Annotated in this window: 4 protein-coding genes; all 4 read left to right on the top strand. The window is 56.3% G+C overall.

What is annotated here, in order from left to right:
- Positions 1-13: 13 nt before the first annotated feature.
- The 4 genes from AY555_RS10640 to AY555_RS10625 are packed head-to-tail and all read left to right on the top strand — an operon-like array spanning position 14 to position 19,810.
- Positions 14-11,314, top strand: coding sequence for a hybrid non-ribosomal peptide synthetase/type I polyketide synthase (locus tag AY555_RS10640; RefSeq protein WP_066137149.1), 11,301 nt, complete (start codon positions 14-16; stop codon positions 11,312-11,314).
- Entirely contained in the window at positions 11,311-16,965 is a 5,655-nt protein-coding gene (locus tag AY555_RS10635; protein WP_066137148.1) for a type I polyketide synthase, read from the top strand. The genes AY555_RS10640 and AY555_RS10635 overlap by 4 nt, the downstream gene beginning before the upstream one ends.
- Positions 16,962-18,110 (top strand): Gfo/Idh/MocA family oxidoreductase, encoded by a 1,149-nt coding sequence (locus AY555_RS10630; protein ID WP_082812152.1) that lies wholly within the window; start codon positions 16,962-16,964, stop codon positions 18,108-18,110. The genes AY555_RS10635 and AY555_RS10630 overlap by 4 nt, the downstream gene beginning before the upstream one ends.
- Entirely contained in the window at positions 18,107-19,810 is a 1,704-nt protein-coding gene (locus AY555_RS10625; protein ID WP_066137144.1) for an alpha/beta fold hydrolase, read from the top strand. The genes AY555_RS10630 and AY555_RS10625 overlap by 4 nt, the downstream gene beginning before the upstream one ends.
- The last annotated feature ends 112 nt before the right edge of the window (positions 19,811-19,922 follow it).

Raw genomic sequence — 19,922 nt, 5'->3', positions numbered from 1 at the left:
AGAATGCCTCGATATGTCTGTATCCCGTTCTGAACACATTGCCTGTGCTTCCAGTCTAGTTGAGGTTTTGGAGGACAATGCCCGCAGCCATCCTGATCATGAGATTGCAACATTCATGACCCTTGATGGTTCCGGGGATACGTTTTCCCGGCACCATCTTTCCCTTAAGGCGCGCGCGTTGGCATCTGCCTTGCAGCAGAGGTGCAAACCGGGTGACCGGGCTCTGCTTTTGTTTCCCTCTGGTGCTGATTATGTTATTGGCCTTCTGGGGTGCCTGTATGCCGGCGTTATTGCTGTTCCGGTCAATTTACCGGGGTCGGCCCGTGTGTCCCGCGTGTTGCCGAAAGTAGTGCCCATAGCCAAGGATTGCCGGCCGGGCTTTCTTCTGACCACCGGACATATAGCACAGGATTCCGCAGAGGCTCTTGACCAACTTTGCCGTACAGTTGGATGCAAGGTGCTGGTCACTGATGCTGGTCTTCCGGACCCAGAAGTCTGGGCCTGCCCTGATGTATCGCCTGCTACGGTTGCCTTCCTGCAATATACGTCCGGTTCAACCGGAGATCCCAAGGGGGTTGTCAACACGCATGCCGGTTTGCTTGTAAACAGTGCCTTTATTGGTCGGGCCAATGGTTTGCAGCAGCATGACAGTGTAACCGTCACGTGGTTGCCCCTGTTTCATGACATGGGATTGATCATGGGGGTTCTGGCGCCGCTTCTGCATGGGGCACGCAGTGTTGTGATGCCGCCAGCCATGTTTACACGTGATCCACTGACGTGGATGGAGGCAGCAACGCATTTCTCTGCCACGGTGCTTCCGGGGCCATCTTTTGGTTTTAGAGCGTGTCTGGATGCGCTGACACCAGAACGGCTTTCTGCACTGGACTTGTCGCGGGTTGAGGTGGCCGTGCCAGCGGCAGAACCTGTTGATCCCCTGATGCTGGATGCTTTCATTGAAGCCTTTGCACCTGCTGGACTACGGCGGGAAGCGGTCAGGCCCGGATATGGCTTGGCCGAGGCAACTCTGATGGTCTCAGGATGCACAATGCATGGTGGTCCTGTTACCCGGTGGTTTGACGTTGAGGCCCTGGAGCAGAACCGTGTTGTCAGCGGGACACCGCAGGACAAGGAAAGCAGGGCCTATGTATCTTGTGGATCGGATTTTGATGGGCAGGATATACAGATTGTCGATCCTGAAACCCGAATGCCTGTTACTGAGGACAGGGTTGGCGAGATCTGGGTATCCGGACCTTCAGTTGCTGCGGGCTACTGGAACAAGTCCGACCCGGACGGTGAAGTTTTTGGTGCTGTCCTGAATGTCAAAAAAGATCATCTCTTGGCTGGAAACCGTTATCTCCGTACCGGCGACTTGGGAATACTTTATGAGGGTAGGCTTTACATTACCGGGCGCCTGAAGGATGTCATGATCTTTCGTGGGCGTTGTCACTATCCAAACGATATTGAAAAAACCGTCAGCGATTTTGACCCTCGCCTTGTCCCGGGAGGAGGGGCCGCTTTCTCCATCCAGACCGAAAGTGGGGAAGCCTTGGTTGTGGTCCAAGAAGCCCTGCGCAAAGGCGACTTGCCGGCGTTGATGGAACAGGTGCGTCAGGATATCGGGCGTCAACACGGGATACCGGTGCACGCTATAACCTTTATCCGCAAGGGAACTCTGCTGAGAACAACCTCGGGCAAGGTTCGGCGCAAGGCTGTCCGTCAGGCCTGGCTTGATGGCAACTTGGTCTCTTTACACAGCCGCCTTTTCGCTGAAAACGCCCCGGAAGGTATGGGGGGCGCATCTTTGCGTCAAATGGTGCAACAGCTGGTTGCCCGGGCTTTAGGAGGTGTTGATCCACAGGCACTGGACCCACAAGCCGGCTTCTTTGATCTGGGGCTGGATTCTGTCACTGCGCTGGATGTGATCGGACGCTTGGAAAAGACATTGGGGTTGCGTTTGCCTGATACACTTCTGTTCTCCAACCCCAACATGGATGCTCTTGTCGCGTGGCTGGAAGGAAAGCGGGATACACAACCAGATCCGGATCCGGTTCGCCCACTCTTATTACCAACAGGGAGCGCGGAGCCCATCGCGGTTATTGGTATCGGCTTGATGATGCCAACCGGAACGGATCAAGATTCTGAATCTCCCAATGAGTTTCTGGCATTTCTTCTGGATGGGGGAGATGCGGTACGTCCGGTGCCGCAGGGTCGTTATGATGTGGACTTGCCAATTCCGGGGTATGGTGCCTTTCTGGAAACCATCGATGGCTTCGATGCAGCGTTCTTCGGGATCAGCCCGCGAGAGGCCATTTCTATTGACCCCCAACATCGTCATCTGCTGGAAGTTTCTTGGCATGCCTTGGAAGATGCGGGTCTTGATCCCGGATCCTTGAGAGGCAGTGATACGGGGGTCTTTGTTGGTATCAGCGGGAGTGAATATGCGCATCTGCCGTTTCTGTCCGGGGATGCTGATCCTTTTGATGTTCATTATGCCCCCGGTATCTCAACTGCTGCGGCGGCCGGTCGGCTGTCCTATGTCCTAGGGTTTGAGGGCCCAGCCCTGAGTCTTGATACGGCTTGTTCTGCATCGATGGTTGCTGTGCACTTGGCGTGTCAGGAGTTACGGGCAGGGGAATGCTCCCTTGCTCTGGCGGCCGGGGTCAAGGTCCAGATCCTGCCTGAAATTGACCTGTCTCTGCACAAGGCTGGTATGTTGGCGCCTGATGGACGCTGCAAAACCTTTGACAAGGATGCCGATGGTTATGTCCGGGGTGAGGGATGTGCCGTTCTTGTCCTAAAGCCCCTGTCGCATGCCCTTGCTGATGGCAACCGGGTCCGGGCTGTCATTCGCCAGTCTGTCGTCCGTCAGGATGGTGCCCGCGCCGGATTGACCGTGCCGGATGGCCATGCCCAAGAGGCCATGATCCGGCAGGTTCTTCGACGTTCAGGTCTGTCGCCGGATGCCATTGATTACGTCGAGTTGCACGGAACCGGGACACGTCTGGGCGATCCAATCGAGTTCAATGCGCTGTCCCGCATTTTTGGTGCTGATGGCAACCGTTCGACTCCTCTGCTGATGGGGTCGGTCAAGACCAATATTGGGCATCTGGAGGCTGCAGCCGGCATTGCCGGGCTTGTCAAAACGATTCTGGCACTTGAGAGTGGCATCTTGCCTCCGCATGGCAATCTTCAGACCGTCAATCCAGCGATTGCGCTACAGGACATCCCCGCGCGTCTTCCTGCTCAGCCAGAACCGTGGCCGGATCGGGCGGGAGAGGCACCGCGACGTGCCCTTGTTTCGTCCTTTGGTTTTACCGGGGCGATTGCCTGTGCTGTTCTTGAAAGTGCCCCTGCCCAACATGATGGAACAACATCTGCATCGGATCCGGATCGACCAGCCTGGATGCTGGCCTTGTCTGCATCGTCGCCCCATGCCTTGGAAGTGCTGTCACACCAGTATGCAGAACGCGTGGCCAGCGCCGGGATTCCGTTGGCACCTCTTCTGAATGGAGCACACCGTTGCCGTTCACATCTGCCAATACGTCGGGCTGTTGTGGGGCGAAACCGGGATGAGTTGGTTCAGGCGTTGTCGCGTATTTCTGGCCAATTCCGCCGGTCTCTGACCGCGCCACGCATTGGTTTTGTATTCTCCGGACAATCAACCCAGTATCCGGGTATGACGCGTGGCCTGTATGCGTTTGAGCCGCGGTTCCGGTCTGCTCTGGACGAGGTTTCTGCTGTGCTGGAGCCTTGTCTGGGGTTCCCGGTAACAGAACTGCTGTTTGCAGAATCGGACACCCGCTTGGGACAGACTCAATATGATCAGCCGGCCCTGTTTGCTGTTGGATACGCTTTGGCTCGGATGTGGATTGATCTGGGTGTTCAACCTGATTTCATTATCGGGCATTCCGTCGGTGAATTCCAGGCTGCTGTGATCGCCGGTATTCTGCCTTTGCAACAGGCAGCACGTTTGGTTGTTGAGCGCGGACGTCTGATGCAGGCATTGCCGGCAGGTGGGGCCATGGCGGCCCTGCGTATGAAACCGGACGAAGCTACGGATCTCCTGCTGCAGGAAGACAGCCCGACCTTGGCAATTGCGGCAATCAATGGGCCGGAAGATATTGTCATTGGTGGAGACGACAAGGCCCTGCAGTCTTTTTTGAAACCCTTGAAAGAACGTGGCCTGTCAGTGCGGATGCTGGATGTATCCCATGCCTTCCATACTCCATTGATGGATCCCGTTCTGGATCATCTTGAACAGGCCGCCTCCGCATTGCAGGCATCAGAACCGCGCATTCCCATGTGGTCCACTGTTGACTGCTCATATGTTGATCCGGAACGAATGGGCCGTGGGGCTTACTGGCGTGATCATGCCCGTAACCCGGTTTCCTTTGTGCCCGCTGTTCAGGCTGCGATTGCGCATGGCTGTTCGGTTCTTCTGGAAATTGGCCCGGCAGCTGTTCTGACTCCCTTGATCCGCCGTACCCTTGTATCAATGGCGCTGGACGAGATGCCGGTATCCCTGTCATCCCTGCGCCGGGATACCTGTGATGCTGTTACCATTCTGGATACTCTGGCCAAGTTGTATGAGGCCGGAGTCAATCCTGACTGGTCTGTGGTTTCACGGGGGCCCGTTCTGCCGCCCGAGCATTTGCCCCTGTATCCGTTTGAGCGTCGCTCGTACTGGATGCCTGCAAGGCGTGTTTATCAGGGTGTATCCACAGAAGAGCAGCACATTGATGTGCGTGACGTGGCAACGGCCCGCACAGGTTCTGATCCGGCGTACCGTCTGCCCCCTGTCGCTGCATCCGAACAGGATCTTGTAACGGCCTTGGCCAGCATGAGGCCAGAGCAGTATGTAGCCGGTATGCTGGATCTGGTTACGCACCTGCTGTCGCGTATTCTGAGGATTGAGCCACAGCGCCTACTGCCGGGGCAGGACCTGCTATCCATTGGCCTTGATTCCATTCTGGCCATGGAGTTTGTCCGCTCCGTCAACCAACTTCTGGCCATTTCCTGTGCCCTGCGCCCTGTTTTCGAGACACCGACACCGGATGCTATCAGTCGTTATCTATGCGCATTGATGACGCAGGAGAGAAAAACGCCTCGCGAGCATGATGCTGATCTGATTCCCGATGCTTCGAACCGATACCAGCCATTCCCTCTGACCGAGCTGCAGTATGCGTACTGGGCGGGCCGTAGTCAGGCTTTTGCGATGGGCAATATTGCGTGCCATGCCTATCTGGAAACCGAAAGTATCACACTTGATCCCCAGTGTCTGGAAGATGCCTGGAATGTCTTGATTCAGCGCCATGATGCGCTGCGGCTGGTTATTGATGCCGATGGACGTCAGCATATTCTGCCTGATGTGCCCCGGTATCATGTTCCGGTTGTTGATATGTCCGGAGCCGATGTGGCATCTGTCGAGGCCCACGTACAGGCTTGGCGTGATGAAATGGAAAATCAGGTCCTCTTAACAGAGTGTTGGCCTCTGTTTGATGTTCGGGTAACCCGGATGCCCGGTGGGAAAACACGCCTGCATTTGAGCATTGACATGCTGATCATCGATGCAACATCCAGCCAGATTGTCTGGGATGAACTGGAAGCCCTGTGCCGGCATGGTGCCAATCCAGAGCATGCTGGTTTGTTGCCCCTATCACTGTCATTCCGTGACTATGTTCTGGCACGTCAGTACAGGCAGGATTTTCTTGCAGAACGCGATACAGCGCGCGCGTGGTGGACGAACCGCCTTGATGCTTTGCCTCCAGCGCCTGACCTTCCGTTGGCCGTTGATCCTGCCACAATAACCAACCCTGTCTTTGTACGTCATAGTGCACGTCTAAAAGCCGGGCTCTGGTCTGTAATCAAGGATCAGGCGGCGCTTTCGGGCATAACTCCGGCGGCCCTTCTTGTGTCTGCTTTTGCTGATGTCCTTGCGGCCTGGAGTGCCTCTTCCCGGTTTACACTGAACCTAACAATTTTTGATCGTCGCCTGTGGCACCCTGATGTTCCACGCCTTGTCGGTGATTTCACGTCGGTCGTATTACTGGGTGTAGACCGTCATGGTCGTGCTGCTTTTATCGACAATGCACGCACGGTGTTTGCGGATATGATGGAGGCCTTGGAACACAGAGCCTTTTCTGCTGTTGATGTGTTGCGGGATATGGCTCGTAGCCGTGACCAACGGAAAATGCTGATGCCGGTTGTGTTTACCAGCCAGCTGGGCACAATTCCCCCATCGCAGAGTAACAGGGCTGATTCCGTCTTGGGGGATCTGGTTCGTGCTGTAACCCAAACACCCCAAGTCTGGATTGACCAACAGGTGTCCGAGGCGGCAGACGGCTCCTTGGTAATCAACTGGGATATGGTTGAGGCCTTGTTCCCCGAAGGCATGCCCCGGGCCATGTTTGAGGCTTATTGTGCTCTTCTTGAGCGTCTGGGACAGGACAGAGCAACGTGGTCGCATCCTGTTGGGCCTCTTTTGCCACATGAACAGCGCCGGGTTCGGGCTGTGGTCAATAGCACGCATGCATCAGTACCCGAAGGATTGCTGCATGAGCCGTTCTTCCGGAAGGCACGGGAGAATCCAGACCAGACCGCCCTTGTTGGCGGAGATGATACAACTTGGTCGTATGGACAAATGGCTGCATGGTCCGCACGGATTGCCCATGCTGTTCGGGGGGCGCTTGCTCAATCTGTCCACGGTCAGCGGGTTGCTGTCTTGATGGAAAAGGGACCGGAACAGGTTGCTGCTGTTCTTGGTGTTCTGGCGGCTGGTCATACTTATGTTCCAATTGATCCCGCGTGGCCGGATCTCAGGGTTTCCGGTATTCTGGACAGCGCGGATATTACGGTGCTCCTGGTCCAGTCTTGGCGCCACGCAGAGCTTGCAGCACGGTTTGGCGAAGGTAGAAAACGCTATGTTCTTGATGTTTCCGAGGCTGCCCTGTTCCGTTACCCTGATACGGTGCCAGAGCCTGCTGCCACTCATCCCGAAGATGCGGCATATATTATCTACACATCTGGATCGACCGGCGTTCCCAAAGGTGTTGTAATCGATCACCGGGGGCCTCTTAATACCGTTATTGATGTCAATAATCGCTTTGGCGTGACGTGCAAGGACCGGATCTTCGGGCTGTCTTCCCTGTCTTTTGACCTGTCTGTGTACGATATTTTCGGCACTTTTGCATGCGGCGCAACACTGGTTCTTCCGCACGAAGATGATCGGCGTGATCCGGCGCGTTGGTCCCGCCTGTGTCGTCAACATGGCGTAACCGTATGGAATTCTGTCCCGGCATTGCTGGATATGTTGTTGACCGAAGCAGACCCTGTTGCTGTCGGGGGGCTGCAGGTGGTCATGTTGTCCGGGGACTGGGTTCCCCTGTCACTTCCCGAGCGGCTGCGCACTTTTTCGCCGCATGTGCGTCTGGTCTGCATGGGTGGGGCGACAGAGGCATCCATTTGGTCCAACTGGTTTCTGGTTGATCGGGTTGAGCCACATTGGCGCTCTGTCCCGTATGGTTACCCTTTGTCCAACCAAGGCTATCGCATTCTGGATTCCGGCCTCAATGATCGTCCGGACTGGGTGCCCGGTGATCTCTATATTACCGGGATCGGGCTGGCCAAGGAATATGCCGGCGACCCGGAAAAAACAGCCGCCAGTTTTCCCTGTCATCCTGATGACGGTATGCGCTTGTATCGCACCGGTGATATGGCCCGCTACTGGCCCGATGGGGTGATCGAGTTTCTGGGACGCAAGGACCATCAGGTCAAGATTGCCGGCCATCGTATTGAAGCAGGAGAGATTGAGGCGGCATTACTGTCTCATCCAGCTGTCCGGGATGCTGTTGTTGATGCTCTGGGCCAAGATGGTGAGATCAAGCGTCTGGTTGCATGGTTTACGATTGATCCTGCCCATATGGATGCGGCCCCATGTTTTCTGCCTGATCTTTCCCGTGATCCCGACGCCGTACGAGAAGAGCATGGGCAGGTGGTATCTGGCCTGCATGTCGTTGCAGGTTGCCCGATTCCCGGCCAGACGCCCGCCGCGTATGAAGCCCTGTGGACCCTGATGACCGAAGTCGCGCGCCAATGCGTGCGTGATACCTTGCTTGCGGCAGGATTGTTCGTCGAGCCGGCTCCATGTCTTGCGCGAGATGATGTGTTCCGCATTCTGCGTTGCGACGATCGTTTCACGTCTGTTGCCACGGGCTGGCTTGCCGTGTTGCTGGAGACCGGCGAGCTTGTTGGTCACGATGATAATCTTCTGGCGCCTTCTGGCCTGGAGAACCGTTCGTGGGATGATCTGGCCAATGAAGCCCGCCATGTTGGTTTCCCTGCTCGTATTCTGGCATCCCTCAAACAGGGATCGGGGATGAGGCTGTCTGTGCTCCGGGGCGAAGAAGATCCTTTGGCCCTGTTCTATGGTGCCGATGATGTGTTGTCTCCGGAATATCTGGCCCGCCTTGACCCCCTGTATGAGAGGGGACTGGCCGCTGTTCATGCTGTGCTGGCCGATAGAGCCGGGCAGGCTACATTAGAACAACCTCTCCGGGTTTTGGAAATCGGGGCCCGGGGTGGGCTTGCCACCCGGGAAATCCTAGAGGGCCTAGGGAATACTCTGCGCTATACGGTAACTGATACATCCCGGCTGTTCCTAGATCGTGCCCGTCAGGTCTTGGATACAGTTCATGGTCCTGCGATCGATTTTTCCTTGCTTGATCCGGATCAGGATCCGGTCTTTCAGGGGTTCCCGCTGCACGGATTTGATGTGGTCATTGCGTGCAATGCCCTGCATCGCAGTCGCAACATTCCGCAATTGCTGGGTTTCCTGTCACGCGTTCTGGTACCTGGTGGCCTTGTACTGGCGCCGGAGATAACACGGAGCAGTCCGCTGCAAGGTGTTACCGTTGCCTTGCTGGAAGAAGGGTATCGTCATCTGGAAGATCACCGTCAACAGGTGGGGCAACCCCTTCTGGATCCGCAAGGTTGGGAACGTATGTTTTCTGCAGCAGGCTGGCCGGTTGTCCGTGCTGTCCCCTTGTCAACGCATGCAGATATGAATCCCGGTGTGCATGTTCTTGCCGCATGCTCTCCGGTGTCCGCCCGTGGGTTCACGGTCAATGTGTTGCAGGACTACCTGTCGGAACGGGTACCGGTTTACATGATGCCCTCGGCCTTTCTTCTTCTTGATTCTGTTCCCCTGTCATCGAACGGCAAGGTGGATCGTCAGGCATTGCCCAAACCGGTTGGAAACGGTATGCGTCGTCGCTCCTCTTCGCTTGTGACCGCGACCGAGCAGAAATTGGCTGTCCTGTGGCGCGAGGTGCTCGGTGTTGAGGGGCTTGGGCGGGAAGACAGCTTTTTCGATCTGGGTGGAGACAGCCTGACCGCCGTTCGTCTAGTCGAGCGGGTCCGTAGCGAGCTGGACAAGGATATCCGGGTGCGGGATGTCTTTGATGCCCCAGTTCTTGCCGCGTTTGCCACCCGGATCGATGCGGCTGAATCCTGCGAGGAAGAGGCCCTGCCAGTATTGGTCCCGGCGCCGCAGGATCGTTTTCGTCCGTTTGCCTTGACGGACGTCCAGGAAGCCTATTGGGTTGGGCGCCAGATTAGCGGCATTTCAACCTGGTTGTACCTTGAGATCGACGTGGATGATGTGGATCCCGTTCAGCTCTCTGTAGCTTGGAACCGCTTGGTACATTGTCATGACATGCTGCGTGCCGTGGTCGATGATGATGGCCAACAGCGGGTTCTTGAAACGGTTCCTGATTACGCGATGTCCATAATCGATGGACGAACACTGTCCCCGTCAGCCTGCGAGCAGCACACGCTGGCCTGGCGACAGGATATGTCACATCAGGTTCGGCCCACAGAACAATGGCCTCTGTTTGATATTAGGGTAATCCAGGCAGCAGAAAGTCGAGTCCGGATCTTTTTTGGAATTGATAATATTATTTGCGATGGTCGCAGCATACAGATGCTGTTGCGTATGTGGTTGTTTCTGGCCCGCATGGATGATCCGCGTACAGCGCCCTTGTCTGTCCCTAGCCTGTCATTCCGGGACTATCTATGCGCTGTTGAAGGTATACAGGGGTCGGGCCGGTGGCGCCGTTCCCTCGCATGGTGGCTACAGCGCATGGAGCATTTGCCACCGGCGCCGGACCTTCCCTTGGCCATGGATCCGGATTGTATTGAAAAGCCGACGTTTGAACGCCGTGAGGGACGTTTGTCCCCCGAACAGTGGGCTGCCCTGCGTGCACATGCCACAGCAGCCGGGGTCACGCCCAATGCTGTTCTGCTTTCGGCTTATGGCCTTATTTTGGGGGCCTTCAGTTCCCGCCGTGATCTGACCCTGAATCTGACGTTATTCAATCGTCTTCCTTTGCACCCTGATGTTGATCATTTGATCGGTGACTTCACATCGCTGGTGCTGTTGGCCATTGATCCCGATCCACAGCAGCTTTTTGTCGATACGGTAAGGGCTGTGCAGGCACGTTTGTGGGACGATATCGGGCATATGCAGGTCTCGGCGGTTCGTGTGCTGCGTGATTTTGCACGCTACCACGGACGAGAACAGGCCCCGACATTCCCGGTGGTGTTTACAAGCGGGCTCGGCGCCAGCTCTTCTACTGGAGAGGATAATCTGCCCGGGCGCTTTGGATTTGGCATTACCCAGACGCCGCAGACATGGCTGGACCATCAGGTTCTGGAAAAAGATGGTGGGTTGTTCTTCAACTGGGACTCTGTACAGGGCCTGTTCCCCGAAGGGCTTCTGGATGAAGCCTTTGAGGCATACAGCCGTTTCCTTGTGTCCCTGGCTGATTCGGCCCCATGGCAGCGCCCGTCCCGCGGATATGTACCGGAAAACAACTTCGATCGCTTCCAACATACCCCCGTAGAGCGGGTTCCACAGTATCACGCGGTGGCATCCAAATCGGCAGACAAGGATAGAGCGGATGTGGAAAAAAAGTTATCTGCTTTGGTGCAATCTGTTGGCAATCTGGTTTCCGCTCCACCCCGTGACCGTACATTCTTTGAAATTGGTCTGGGCTCCCTGACCTTGGTGCGTTTGCATCAGGCCATTCGCCAGACCATGGGTCTGGAGTGCCGGGTTGTTGACCTGTTCCGCCACCCGACGCTTTCCGCTCTTGCTGCTCATCTACTGACCCTTCGCTCTGCCAGCCAAGGAAGCAAAGGCAGCACCCGTTCCGGGATACTTGTTGCTGCCGCACAGGGAGACGCCGGCCTGCGGCGTGCCCGTCGCCGTGACCTGAAAGCCAAAGTTCATTCTTCCATGGAGCCTGCCCAATGAGCCGTCCCGTTTCTGATTGCCCCGAAAAGACCTTGCGTGGCCGCGACTATGGCTCCTGTCAACCTGTTGCTGTGATTGGTGCTGCATGCCGTTTCCAAGATTCTCCGACCCCCGTGGCCTACTGGCGGAATCTGGCTGATGGGCGCTTGTTGTCCAGAATATTAACCAAAGAGGAACTGGACCAGGCCGGCGTTCCGGAGTCCATACGGCAGAATCCTAATTTTGTGCCGATGGCATCGATTGTGCCACGTGCCGCGCACTTTGATGCAGCTTTCTTTGGTTTCTCTCCGCAGGAAGCTGAAAGCATTGATCCGCAACAACGCTTGTTCCTGACCTTGGCCTGGGAGGCCCTGGACAGCGCCGGCTATGCCGGGCAGGCCCGGGGCATGAATATTGGTGTCTTTGGTGCGGCACGTATGGGGACCTATCGTCTGTGGACCCGTGCCGATACGGTTGGTATCGGGGCTCCGCGGACCTTGCAGGCCCTGATTGGTAACGACAAGGATTACCTAGCCTCGCGTGTTGCCTATCGACTGGGACTGACCGGGCCGGCTGTGACCGTGCAGACAGCTTGCTCCAGTTCCCTGGTTGCCGTCCACACAGCTTGCGAACAGATCCGCAATGGCGAGTGTGCCATGGCTCTGGCCGGAGGGGTGGCGCTGACCTTCCCTCAGGAAAGTGGCTACCTGTTCCACGAGGGGATGATCTTCTCGTCGGATGGTCGGTGTCGGCCTTATGACGCCAATGCCCAAGGAACAAGTATTGGCAATGGTGCCGGTGTGGTCTTGCTCAAGCTTCTGGACGATGCGGTGGCTGACGGAGATCCGGTGCTGGCCGTGATACGGGGGTCAGCCGTCAACAATGATGGCGCAGCAAAAACAGGGTATACGGCGCCATCGGTGGATGGTCAGGTTGCTGTCATCCGCGAGGCCCTTGGCATGGCCGAGGTGGATGCGGGCAGCATTACCCTGCTGGAAGGACACGGTACGGCCACACCCTTGGGTGACCCGATCGAGGTTGAGGCCCTTACGACAGCGTTCCGTGCTGATACGGACGCAAGGGGTTTTTGTGCTCTTGGTTCTGTCAAGGCCAACCTTGGTCATTGCGATACCGCAGCCGGAATAGCTTCGCTGCTGAAGGCCGTCATGGCCTTGCATTATCGACAAATTCCCCCTGTGCCTGGCTATGAGGCACCCAATCCCCATATCGATTTTTCGGCTTCGCCTTTCCATGTTCCCATCACGCTTTCTCCTTGGGAGAAGCAGGGGGATTGCCCACGGCGTGCTGGTGTCAGTTCTTTCGGGATCGGGGGGACCAACTGCCATATCGTGCTGGAGGAGGCGCCAGAACCGGTTGCCGAGCCTTCCGTGGGGCCTTGTCCGACAGGGGTGCCTGTTCTTGTGCTGTCGGCAACTGGCGCCGATGCCTTGCGGCACACAGCGGCGCGTTGGGCGGATGATTTGTCCGATCTTCAGGAAAACCGGTTGCCAGCCCTGCTGCGCACTGCGGCAGCAAGGCCTGTTCTTCCTTGGCGTCTTTCCCTGTCGGCACCAGATATCATAGGACTGGCGGAGAATCTGGATCGCATTGCCGCAGTAGATTCGGTACCCGGAATAACCCTGCTTCACCAACAGCCAGAATCAATCGCGCAGGTCATACTCCTGTTTGCGGGAGATCCTGCCCAATGTCTGTCCCATGGCCGTTCCCTCTATGAGAGCAATGCCACATTCCGCCGGGCGTTTGATCGTCTGGCAAGCCTGATCTCTGCAGGACATGCTGGGCTTAACCTGCTATCTGTAGCAGGTCAGGCTGACGCCGCCACTCTTCTAGCAACCGGTATTGCTGTGCATATTGCTTTGGCGGAAGTCTGGTTGGGGGCAGGGCTCAAGCCGGACCAGATTGTGGCATGTGGCCCATCGGCTCTGGCTGCTGCGGCTGTCGCGGGCGTCCTGTCGCACGAGGAGGCACTGTCTTTGGCCGCCTTGTGGGCCAGACAGCAGGCGACATCACTGGATAGTGCCTTGCCATCCATTCACGTGTTACCGGAGGTTATACCTTTCCAGCTGATTGTCGGTGAGGCTTTGGTCAGTGCCAACGCAGACCGTATGCAGGAGACGTTGCTTGCAAACATGCAGGTTCCCCTGCGTCTTCCTGATCTGTCCTCTGGGGCGGGAGTGCGTGCCATCGTCAGTGTTGGTATTGTGGAAAGCCGGGTAACAGACAAGAATCTATGGCTTGAGTCCTGTCTGCCGGATGTGCCGGCCAACCTGAGTGTGGGAGCAGCCCTTGGCATGGCTTTCCAGGCGGGCTTGGGCGTTCCTCCGGCAGCTATAACAGGAGAAGGGAAAGGAAAGGTCTGGTTAACGCCACGGGCCTTGCAAGAGCAGCTATTCTGGTCGCCCGAGCCTCCTCTTGCCACATTGTCAGTCCATGATGAGGATGGTACGGGGTGGTCTGCTGCTTTGTCTGCTGCGCGTGCAGAGGCCATTCGGGCCGACCTTGATGTTACCACATTGCAGCAAGATGAGCACTACGCCGAAGTGCTGCATGCTGTGTATGTAGGGCAGGCCCTGAAAGCACTGGGTTGCTTTGAAAGTCCTGATCAACAGCGTACTGTTGCCGATATTTTGCGGACAACAGCCATCAAGCCAAAGTTCCGGCAACTTGTTGCACGTTTGCTGCGTGATCTTGCTGCTATTGGCGTGCTGCGCAAGGAAGGCAAGATTTATACGGGCTTTACACCATTGTCTCCGGATCAGACCATTCCCGCTCTTGATGCCCTGCGGCAGAGAGGTGATGAACGACTTGCGGCTGTGATCAAGCGGGGTGGGACGGCTTTTGCAGATATGTTGTCCGGGCGGGTTGATCCTGTTTCGGTCATTTTCCCCGATGGGTCATCGGATGATGTGGCCGCCATGTATCGGCACAGCGCCCAATCCCGTCTGTTAAACGCAATTGTGGCCAAGGCCGTTGCAGCGCTGGCTGTCAAGCGTACTACCCCCTTGTCTATTCTGGAAATAGGAGCCGGGACAGGGGGAACAACGTGGGATGTTGTCCATGCCCTGCCAACTGACCGTGTAGAGCGCTATATCTTCACGGATCTTGGTTCTTTGTTCTTGTCACGTGCACGTACGACGTTTGCGGCTTTTCCCTTCATGGACTACCGCCCCTTTGATATGGAGAAGGACCCGCACGCCCAAGGCATTCCGGCACAGAGCCTTGATCTTGTCATTGCTGCTAATGTGCTGCACAACGCGTCGGACTTGGATGCCTTGATGAAGCGTCTGGCAGGTTGCCTGCGCCCCGGTGGTGTGGTGATTATGCGTGAAATCACACAGCACCGTAAGCTATTTGACTTTGTTTTTGGTCCCCTTGTTCCCAATCTGGATGATATCGACAGCCGGGATGGTAATGTCTTTGCATCTGTGGAACGCTGGCGAGCTGCGGCCTTGTCTGCCGGCTTTGCTGTGTTGGATGCTGTCCCTGAGGGCAGTGTGCTGGCTGATGCCCTGCACGAGCATGTTTTGTTGTGTCGTATGCCAGGACAGCCTGCCGTCCTGTCGCATACACCAGCAATCGCTGATTCCGGCGAAACCTCCCGGGCTGTATCGGCCGGTGATTTGATCGAAACACTGTGGGATACCGCAGGGCAAGTTGGTCTTCCAACCCTTGCCTTGGAAGATATTTCCTTGGATCTGCATGCCCTGCCTTGCCCGGTACAGGGGCATGTTTCCGGTAAGGAGATTATCTTGCTTTCGCGCTGTGGGACCAGCCGGGTTGGGTATGCTCGTGTTGGAACCGCTGGGACTATTCAAATACCGGAGGGTGGTCAGCCCAAGGATCTGTCCGGGCGGATGGCAGACATGATCTGCCCAGGTATTGTGGACGGTCGCATCCATATCCAACGCCTGCAACGCCGTCCCGGTTCTGTTATGCGTATTCTTGACCATGGGGGGCATGGGGTCGGCCTTGATACAGCCGGTTGCCCTGTACTCGAATGGTTTGGCCTTCACCACGACGATCGGCCCCGTACAGAAGGATATCTGTACCGTCTGTGTCCTGTTCCCATGCAAGATCTTGATCATTCAGGGGCACTGCCAGATCTTCTTTTGTGTGTAGGTTCAGCAGATGGTTTGTCAGAGCTTGACCAAGCTCCTGTCATGGTGCCATGCCCTATATCCGATGATGATCCGTTTGCGGGTCTTGTCGCGTCAGCTCTTGACCTGCGGGATCGTGTTGTCTCTGCCCGAAAGGAAAACGGAGCGGTTGCCGTAACTCTTCTGACACGTGGTGCCTTGAGCGTTACATCAACAGACGCAGTGTCCGGGGACAGCATGCAGGCAGCCTTGACAGGGTTGTTGCGGGTTATGGCGACCGAATATCCATCTGTTACCCTGACGCTTGTGGATCGTGATCCTGCGGGGGATGATATTGCCCTGCTGAATCAGGCCTTGCGCTCTTGCCGGGGTGGGCACTTTGCCCTGCGCGAGGGTCGTATTCTGGCCGAAAAGCTGGAGCCTGTTGCTGCCGCAATACAACCCCTTCAACCGGTTTCCGGGGATGTGGCGGTCCTGATTGGCGGCATTTCCGAGACGGGCTTGACCGTCGCCGAGCGGCTGGGCCAGAGGGGTTACAAGGATATTGTTCTTGTCGGGCGTAACAAGCCAGGCTCCGGTTTGGCACCGGCCCTGAGAGCACTGAGGGAAGGGGGCATAAACGTCACAACGGCAGTTGCCGATGCTGGTCATCCCGAGGTTCTGTCCAAGGCGCTGGACAGGGCTGTGCCCGAAGGTCAACAGATTGGTGTTCTCTTGCATTTGGCCGGTGTTCTGCATGATTCTCCTGTCGCAGCCCTGACATGGGATATCTTGGAGAAAGTTCTGCACCCCAAAGTTCGTGGGGCCTTGGCTCTGTGCAAGCTCTCCGGGCGGCTGATTCCCCGTCAGACTGTTTACTTCTCTTCTGCGGCAACTGTTCTGGGACCGGCAGGGCAGGCGGCCCATGCCATGGCCAATGCCATTCTGGAACGACTGGCTTCGCGCCAGACCGCGCTTGGACAGCCTACGACAGCGATATCCTGGGGATTCTGGGGAGATATCCGGAAGGAAGACCGGGAAGCTCTGGCACAGACAATGGAGCGATCCGGAATGTTGGGAATGTCTTCCGCGATGGCGCTTGACTTGTTGGAGTCTACACTTGCTTGTCCGGCCCCAGTCTATGCTGCTATGGCGGCAGACTGGAACAAGGTTGCTAACCATGCAGAAACCTCACGGGTTCCAGCCCATCTGTCCGCTCTTGTTTCGCCCCACGTAACCGCACTGGTTCCGGACGATACCAAGCCGGATGTCATAGCGTCCGAGAAAACAGATGCACTGATATGGTTGCGCCAGAGACTTTCTACCTTGCTGAATCTGCCGCTTGAGCGGTTCTCCGAGGACGAGAACCTGATCCGGCTTGGTCTGGATTCCCTTATGTTCTTGGACCTGTGCCATACAATCCAGATCGAACTGGGTATCAAGGTTACGCCCGAGGCTGTCATTGATCATCCCACGGTTGCCGGTCTGGCCGGGCATATGGAGCGTCTGCTTCAGGTGCATAAGGGTGAGACAGTGGAACAAACACCTGTTCCCGATATGGAGCAGGTGCCATGAGCCGGCCGTTGAGAACTCTCGTGTGTGGAACCCGTTTCGGTGAGACGTATTTATCGGCCTTGCTGGAGGAAGATGCCGGTTTTGTTCTATCAGGCATTCTCGCACGCGGCAGTGAACGCTCGCAGGCCTTGTCCCGTGATTTGGGTGTTCCCCTTTATACCTCCACAGATGAAGTGCCGGACACTATCGATATTGCCTGTGTTGTTCTGCGGTCCACAGCCTTTGGCGGACCGGGAACGCGGGTAGCTGAATCCTTGCTACGTCGGGGCATCCATGTTTTGCAGGAGCATCCCGTCCACCCATCGGATCTTTCTCGTCTGGATGATGCGGCAACTGCGGGCCGGGCATGCTGGCACGTCAATACGTTCTATCCGCATAGCCAAGCCGCGCGGCGTTTTATTGACTGCTTGCAGGCTTGGCGACAGGTAAGGGATCCCGATTATATTACACTAACCACAAGTCCACAGTTCTTGTGTTCAGCCCTTGATATGCTCGGGCGGGCCTTTGGTGGTCTGGGTTGTTTCCGGGTTCTTGATTGTCCGCCATGGCCTGCTGATTTCTGCCGGGATTACAAGCCTCCTCCTCCATTCAATGTCATCCGGGCTGTGATTGGGTCTGTCCCTGTGATCATGAATCTCCAGGGGTGGGTTGACCCTCGTGATCTGGATCATCACGCAATGGTGATGCACAACATTGCCGCAGGATCTAGGGAAGCCCGTGTGGAGCTGGTAAACAGCTTTGGTCCGGTCGTCTGGTCTCACTCCCTCTATGTACCGGACTATGTGCGGGATGATGCCAGTGCCTCTGTTCTTGGCAACTGGACCAACAAGAAAGATCAGCGGCATTTTTCCTGTCCTACGGCCTTGGTTCTTGGAGATCCGCAGGGAGCATCCCTGATTGATGCCATGCGGGACGTGTTTCCGGGCATTATCCTGTCAGCGCTGTCAGAGTTGCGGGACGTAATTGAACGGGCACAGCAGCAGCGCCTTCTGGCCGATGCTGCTGCACTGGGGCACGCGTGGCAGGCCTGTCTGCAGGCGATGGGACCATTGCGTGAAGTGTCGCTGGATCCACCACCTCCTCCCATCCCCGATCCCTTCCTGTATGTCGATGAGGGGCGTCGTATTCCGGAGGTCACGTTATGAGCACATCATGCCGTCTGTCCGAGAATCGTTCTGTTTATGCCCTTCTGGATCGTGCGCTCTCTGACGATCCTTTCCTGGCAGAGCAGGCTCTTTTTCTGAATTGGGGGTATGAGCCGATCCAGTCTTGCGCCACAGCCCGCGAAGCAGAATATGAAACCAACGCACGTCATATTCGCTTGGTTCACGAGCTGTTGGCTGATACCCCCCTAGATGGGCGGACTATTCTGGATGTCGGTTGTGGGCGCGGGGGGCTTTTGTCAGTACTGGCAGCACGTTGTTCGCCGCGGCGTCTTTCCGGACTTGATCTTTGCCCCGAGAATATCGCCTTCTGCCGTTCTCTTGCCGTCTTGCAGGGTATTCGCTTCCAGATCGCTGATGCCTGTTGCTTGCCTCAACCTGATGCCAGCGTTGATGTTCTGGTTAATCTCGAAAGTGCGGGGGCTTATCCGGATCTGCCTGCCTTTTTAAGGCATGTGGCTCGTGTTCTGCGGATGGATGGTGTTTTTTTATATGGTGATGTCCTTCCTGCGGGTTCCGTCCCCGCTATGGTTGCTGCCCTTGATGCCTTGGGTCTGGAGTTGATCGATGACCGGGATGTTACGGCCAATGTCCTAGCTGCCCGGCGTCAGTTGGGGGATACGGAACAGCAGCTTTTCAAGCGTGTGGATCACATGCCGGCGGTACTGTCAGATTTTCTTGATACATACAGGGCTGCTCCCGGAAGCCCCCTCTTCTGCGCAATGGAGAGAGGGCAAATTGTGTACAGGCTTATGCGATATCGCAAGATCCGCCGTGTCATGGATGGCCTGTCGCCTGAAATGCAGCGTGCCCTGAAGCAGCGTGATCATCTTTTCCATGAGCAGCTTACCGTGCAAACACCACAGATCAAGACAAGAGTGCTGGTCAGTGAGCAAGCAGGAAAAGTCAGCCGCTGGCTGCCGTGGACACGTCCCGTCGGTTCTGATGCGGCTATCCGTCTTTTTTGCTTGCCGTGGTCTGGTGGGAGTGCATCAGTATACCGGGGATGGGAACGTTTTCTCCCCGCAGGGATCGAGGTTTGTCCTGTCGAGCTGCCAGGGCGGGGGACGCGCTTTGCCGATCCTCCCATTGATGTAATGGAGACACTAATACCGGAGATGGCTGTAGCGCTGGAGTCTTTTCTAGACCGCCCTTTTGCTCTTTTCGGGCACAGTTTGGGAGCCCTTCTGGCTTTTGAGCTGTCCAGCTTTCTGAGCCGCTCCCGGGGATATGCTCCTGTCCATGTCTTTGTATCTGGGCGCCGTCCTCCGCAAAATCCTTCAGAACCTCCCTTCCGGTATGGCATGGATGATGAGAGCCTGAAACGTAATCTGGTCTCTTTGGGTGGTATGCCCATGGAAGTGCAAAGTAGTCCGGAGTTACTTGCTTTGCTTTTACCTGTGCTGCGTTCTGATTTCCGATTGACCGAGCAGTACAGCTACGATGGAAAGACAGCTCTGGATAGTCCGCTTACAGCCTATGTTGGATCCCGTGATCCCGAGGTGTCGGTATCGGTTATGCAAGATTGGAACAACGTATCAACAGATACATTCTCCCTGCGTACCTTCGATGGTGATCATTTCTATCTTCTGGAGCCGGAACCCCGTCGCCATCTGCTGACGCATCTGGGTGCAACATTGCTCCGTGGAGAACACATCATGCAGCAAACAGCTGCCGAATAACGGCATCTAAAACAAGTCATGACTGTTTTGTGACCTTGTTACCACTATAATGATATTGATAGTTAGTATCAATTCTGGTTATGATCTCGCCTATGGAATTGCTGCTTCTCCT

Origin of the sequence: Haematospirillum jordaniae (assembly GCF_001611975.1) — a bacterium.
Lineage (GTDB): Bacteria > Pseudomonadota > Alphaproteobacteria > Rhodospirillales > Rhodospirillaceae > Haematospirillum > Haematospirillum jordaniae.
This window is presented reverse-complemented; position numbering and strand designations above follow the sequence as displayed.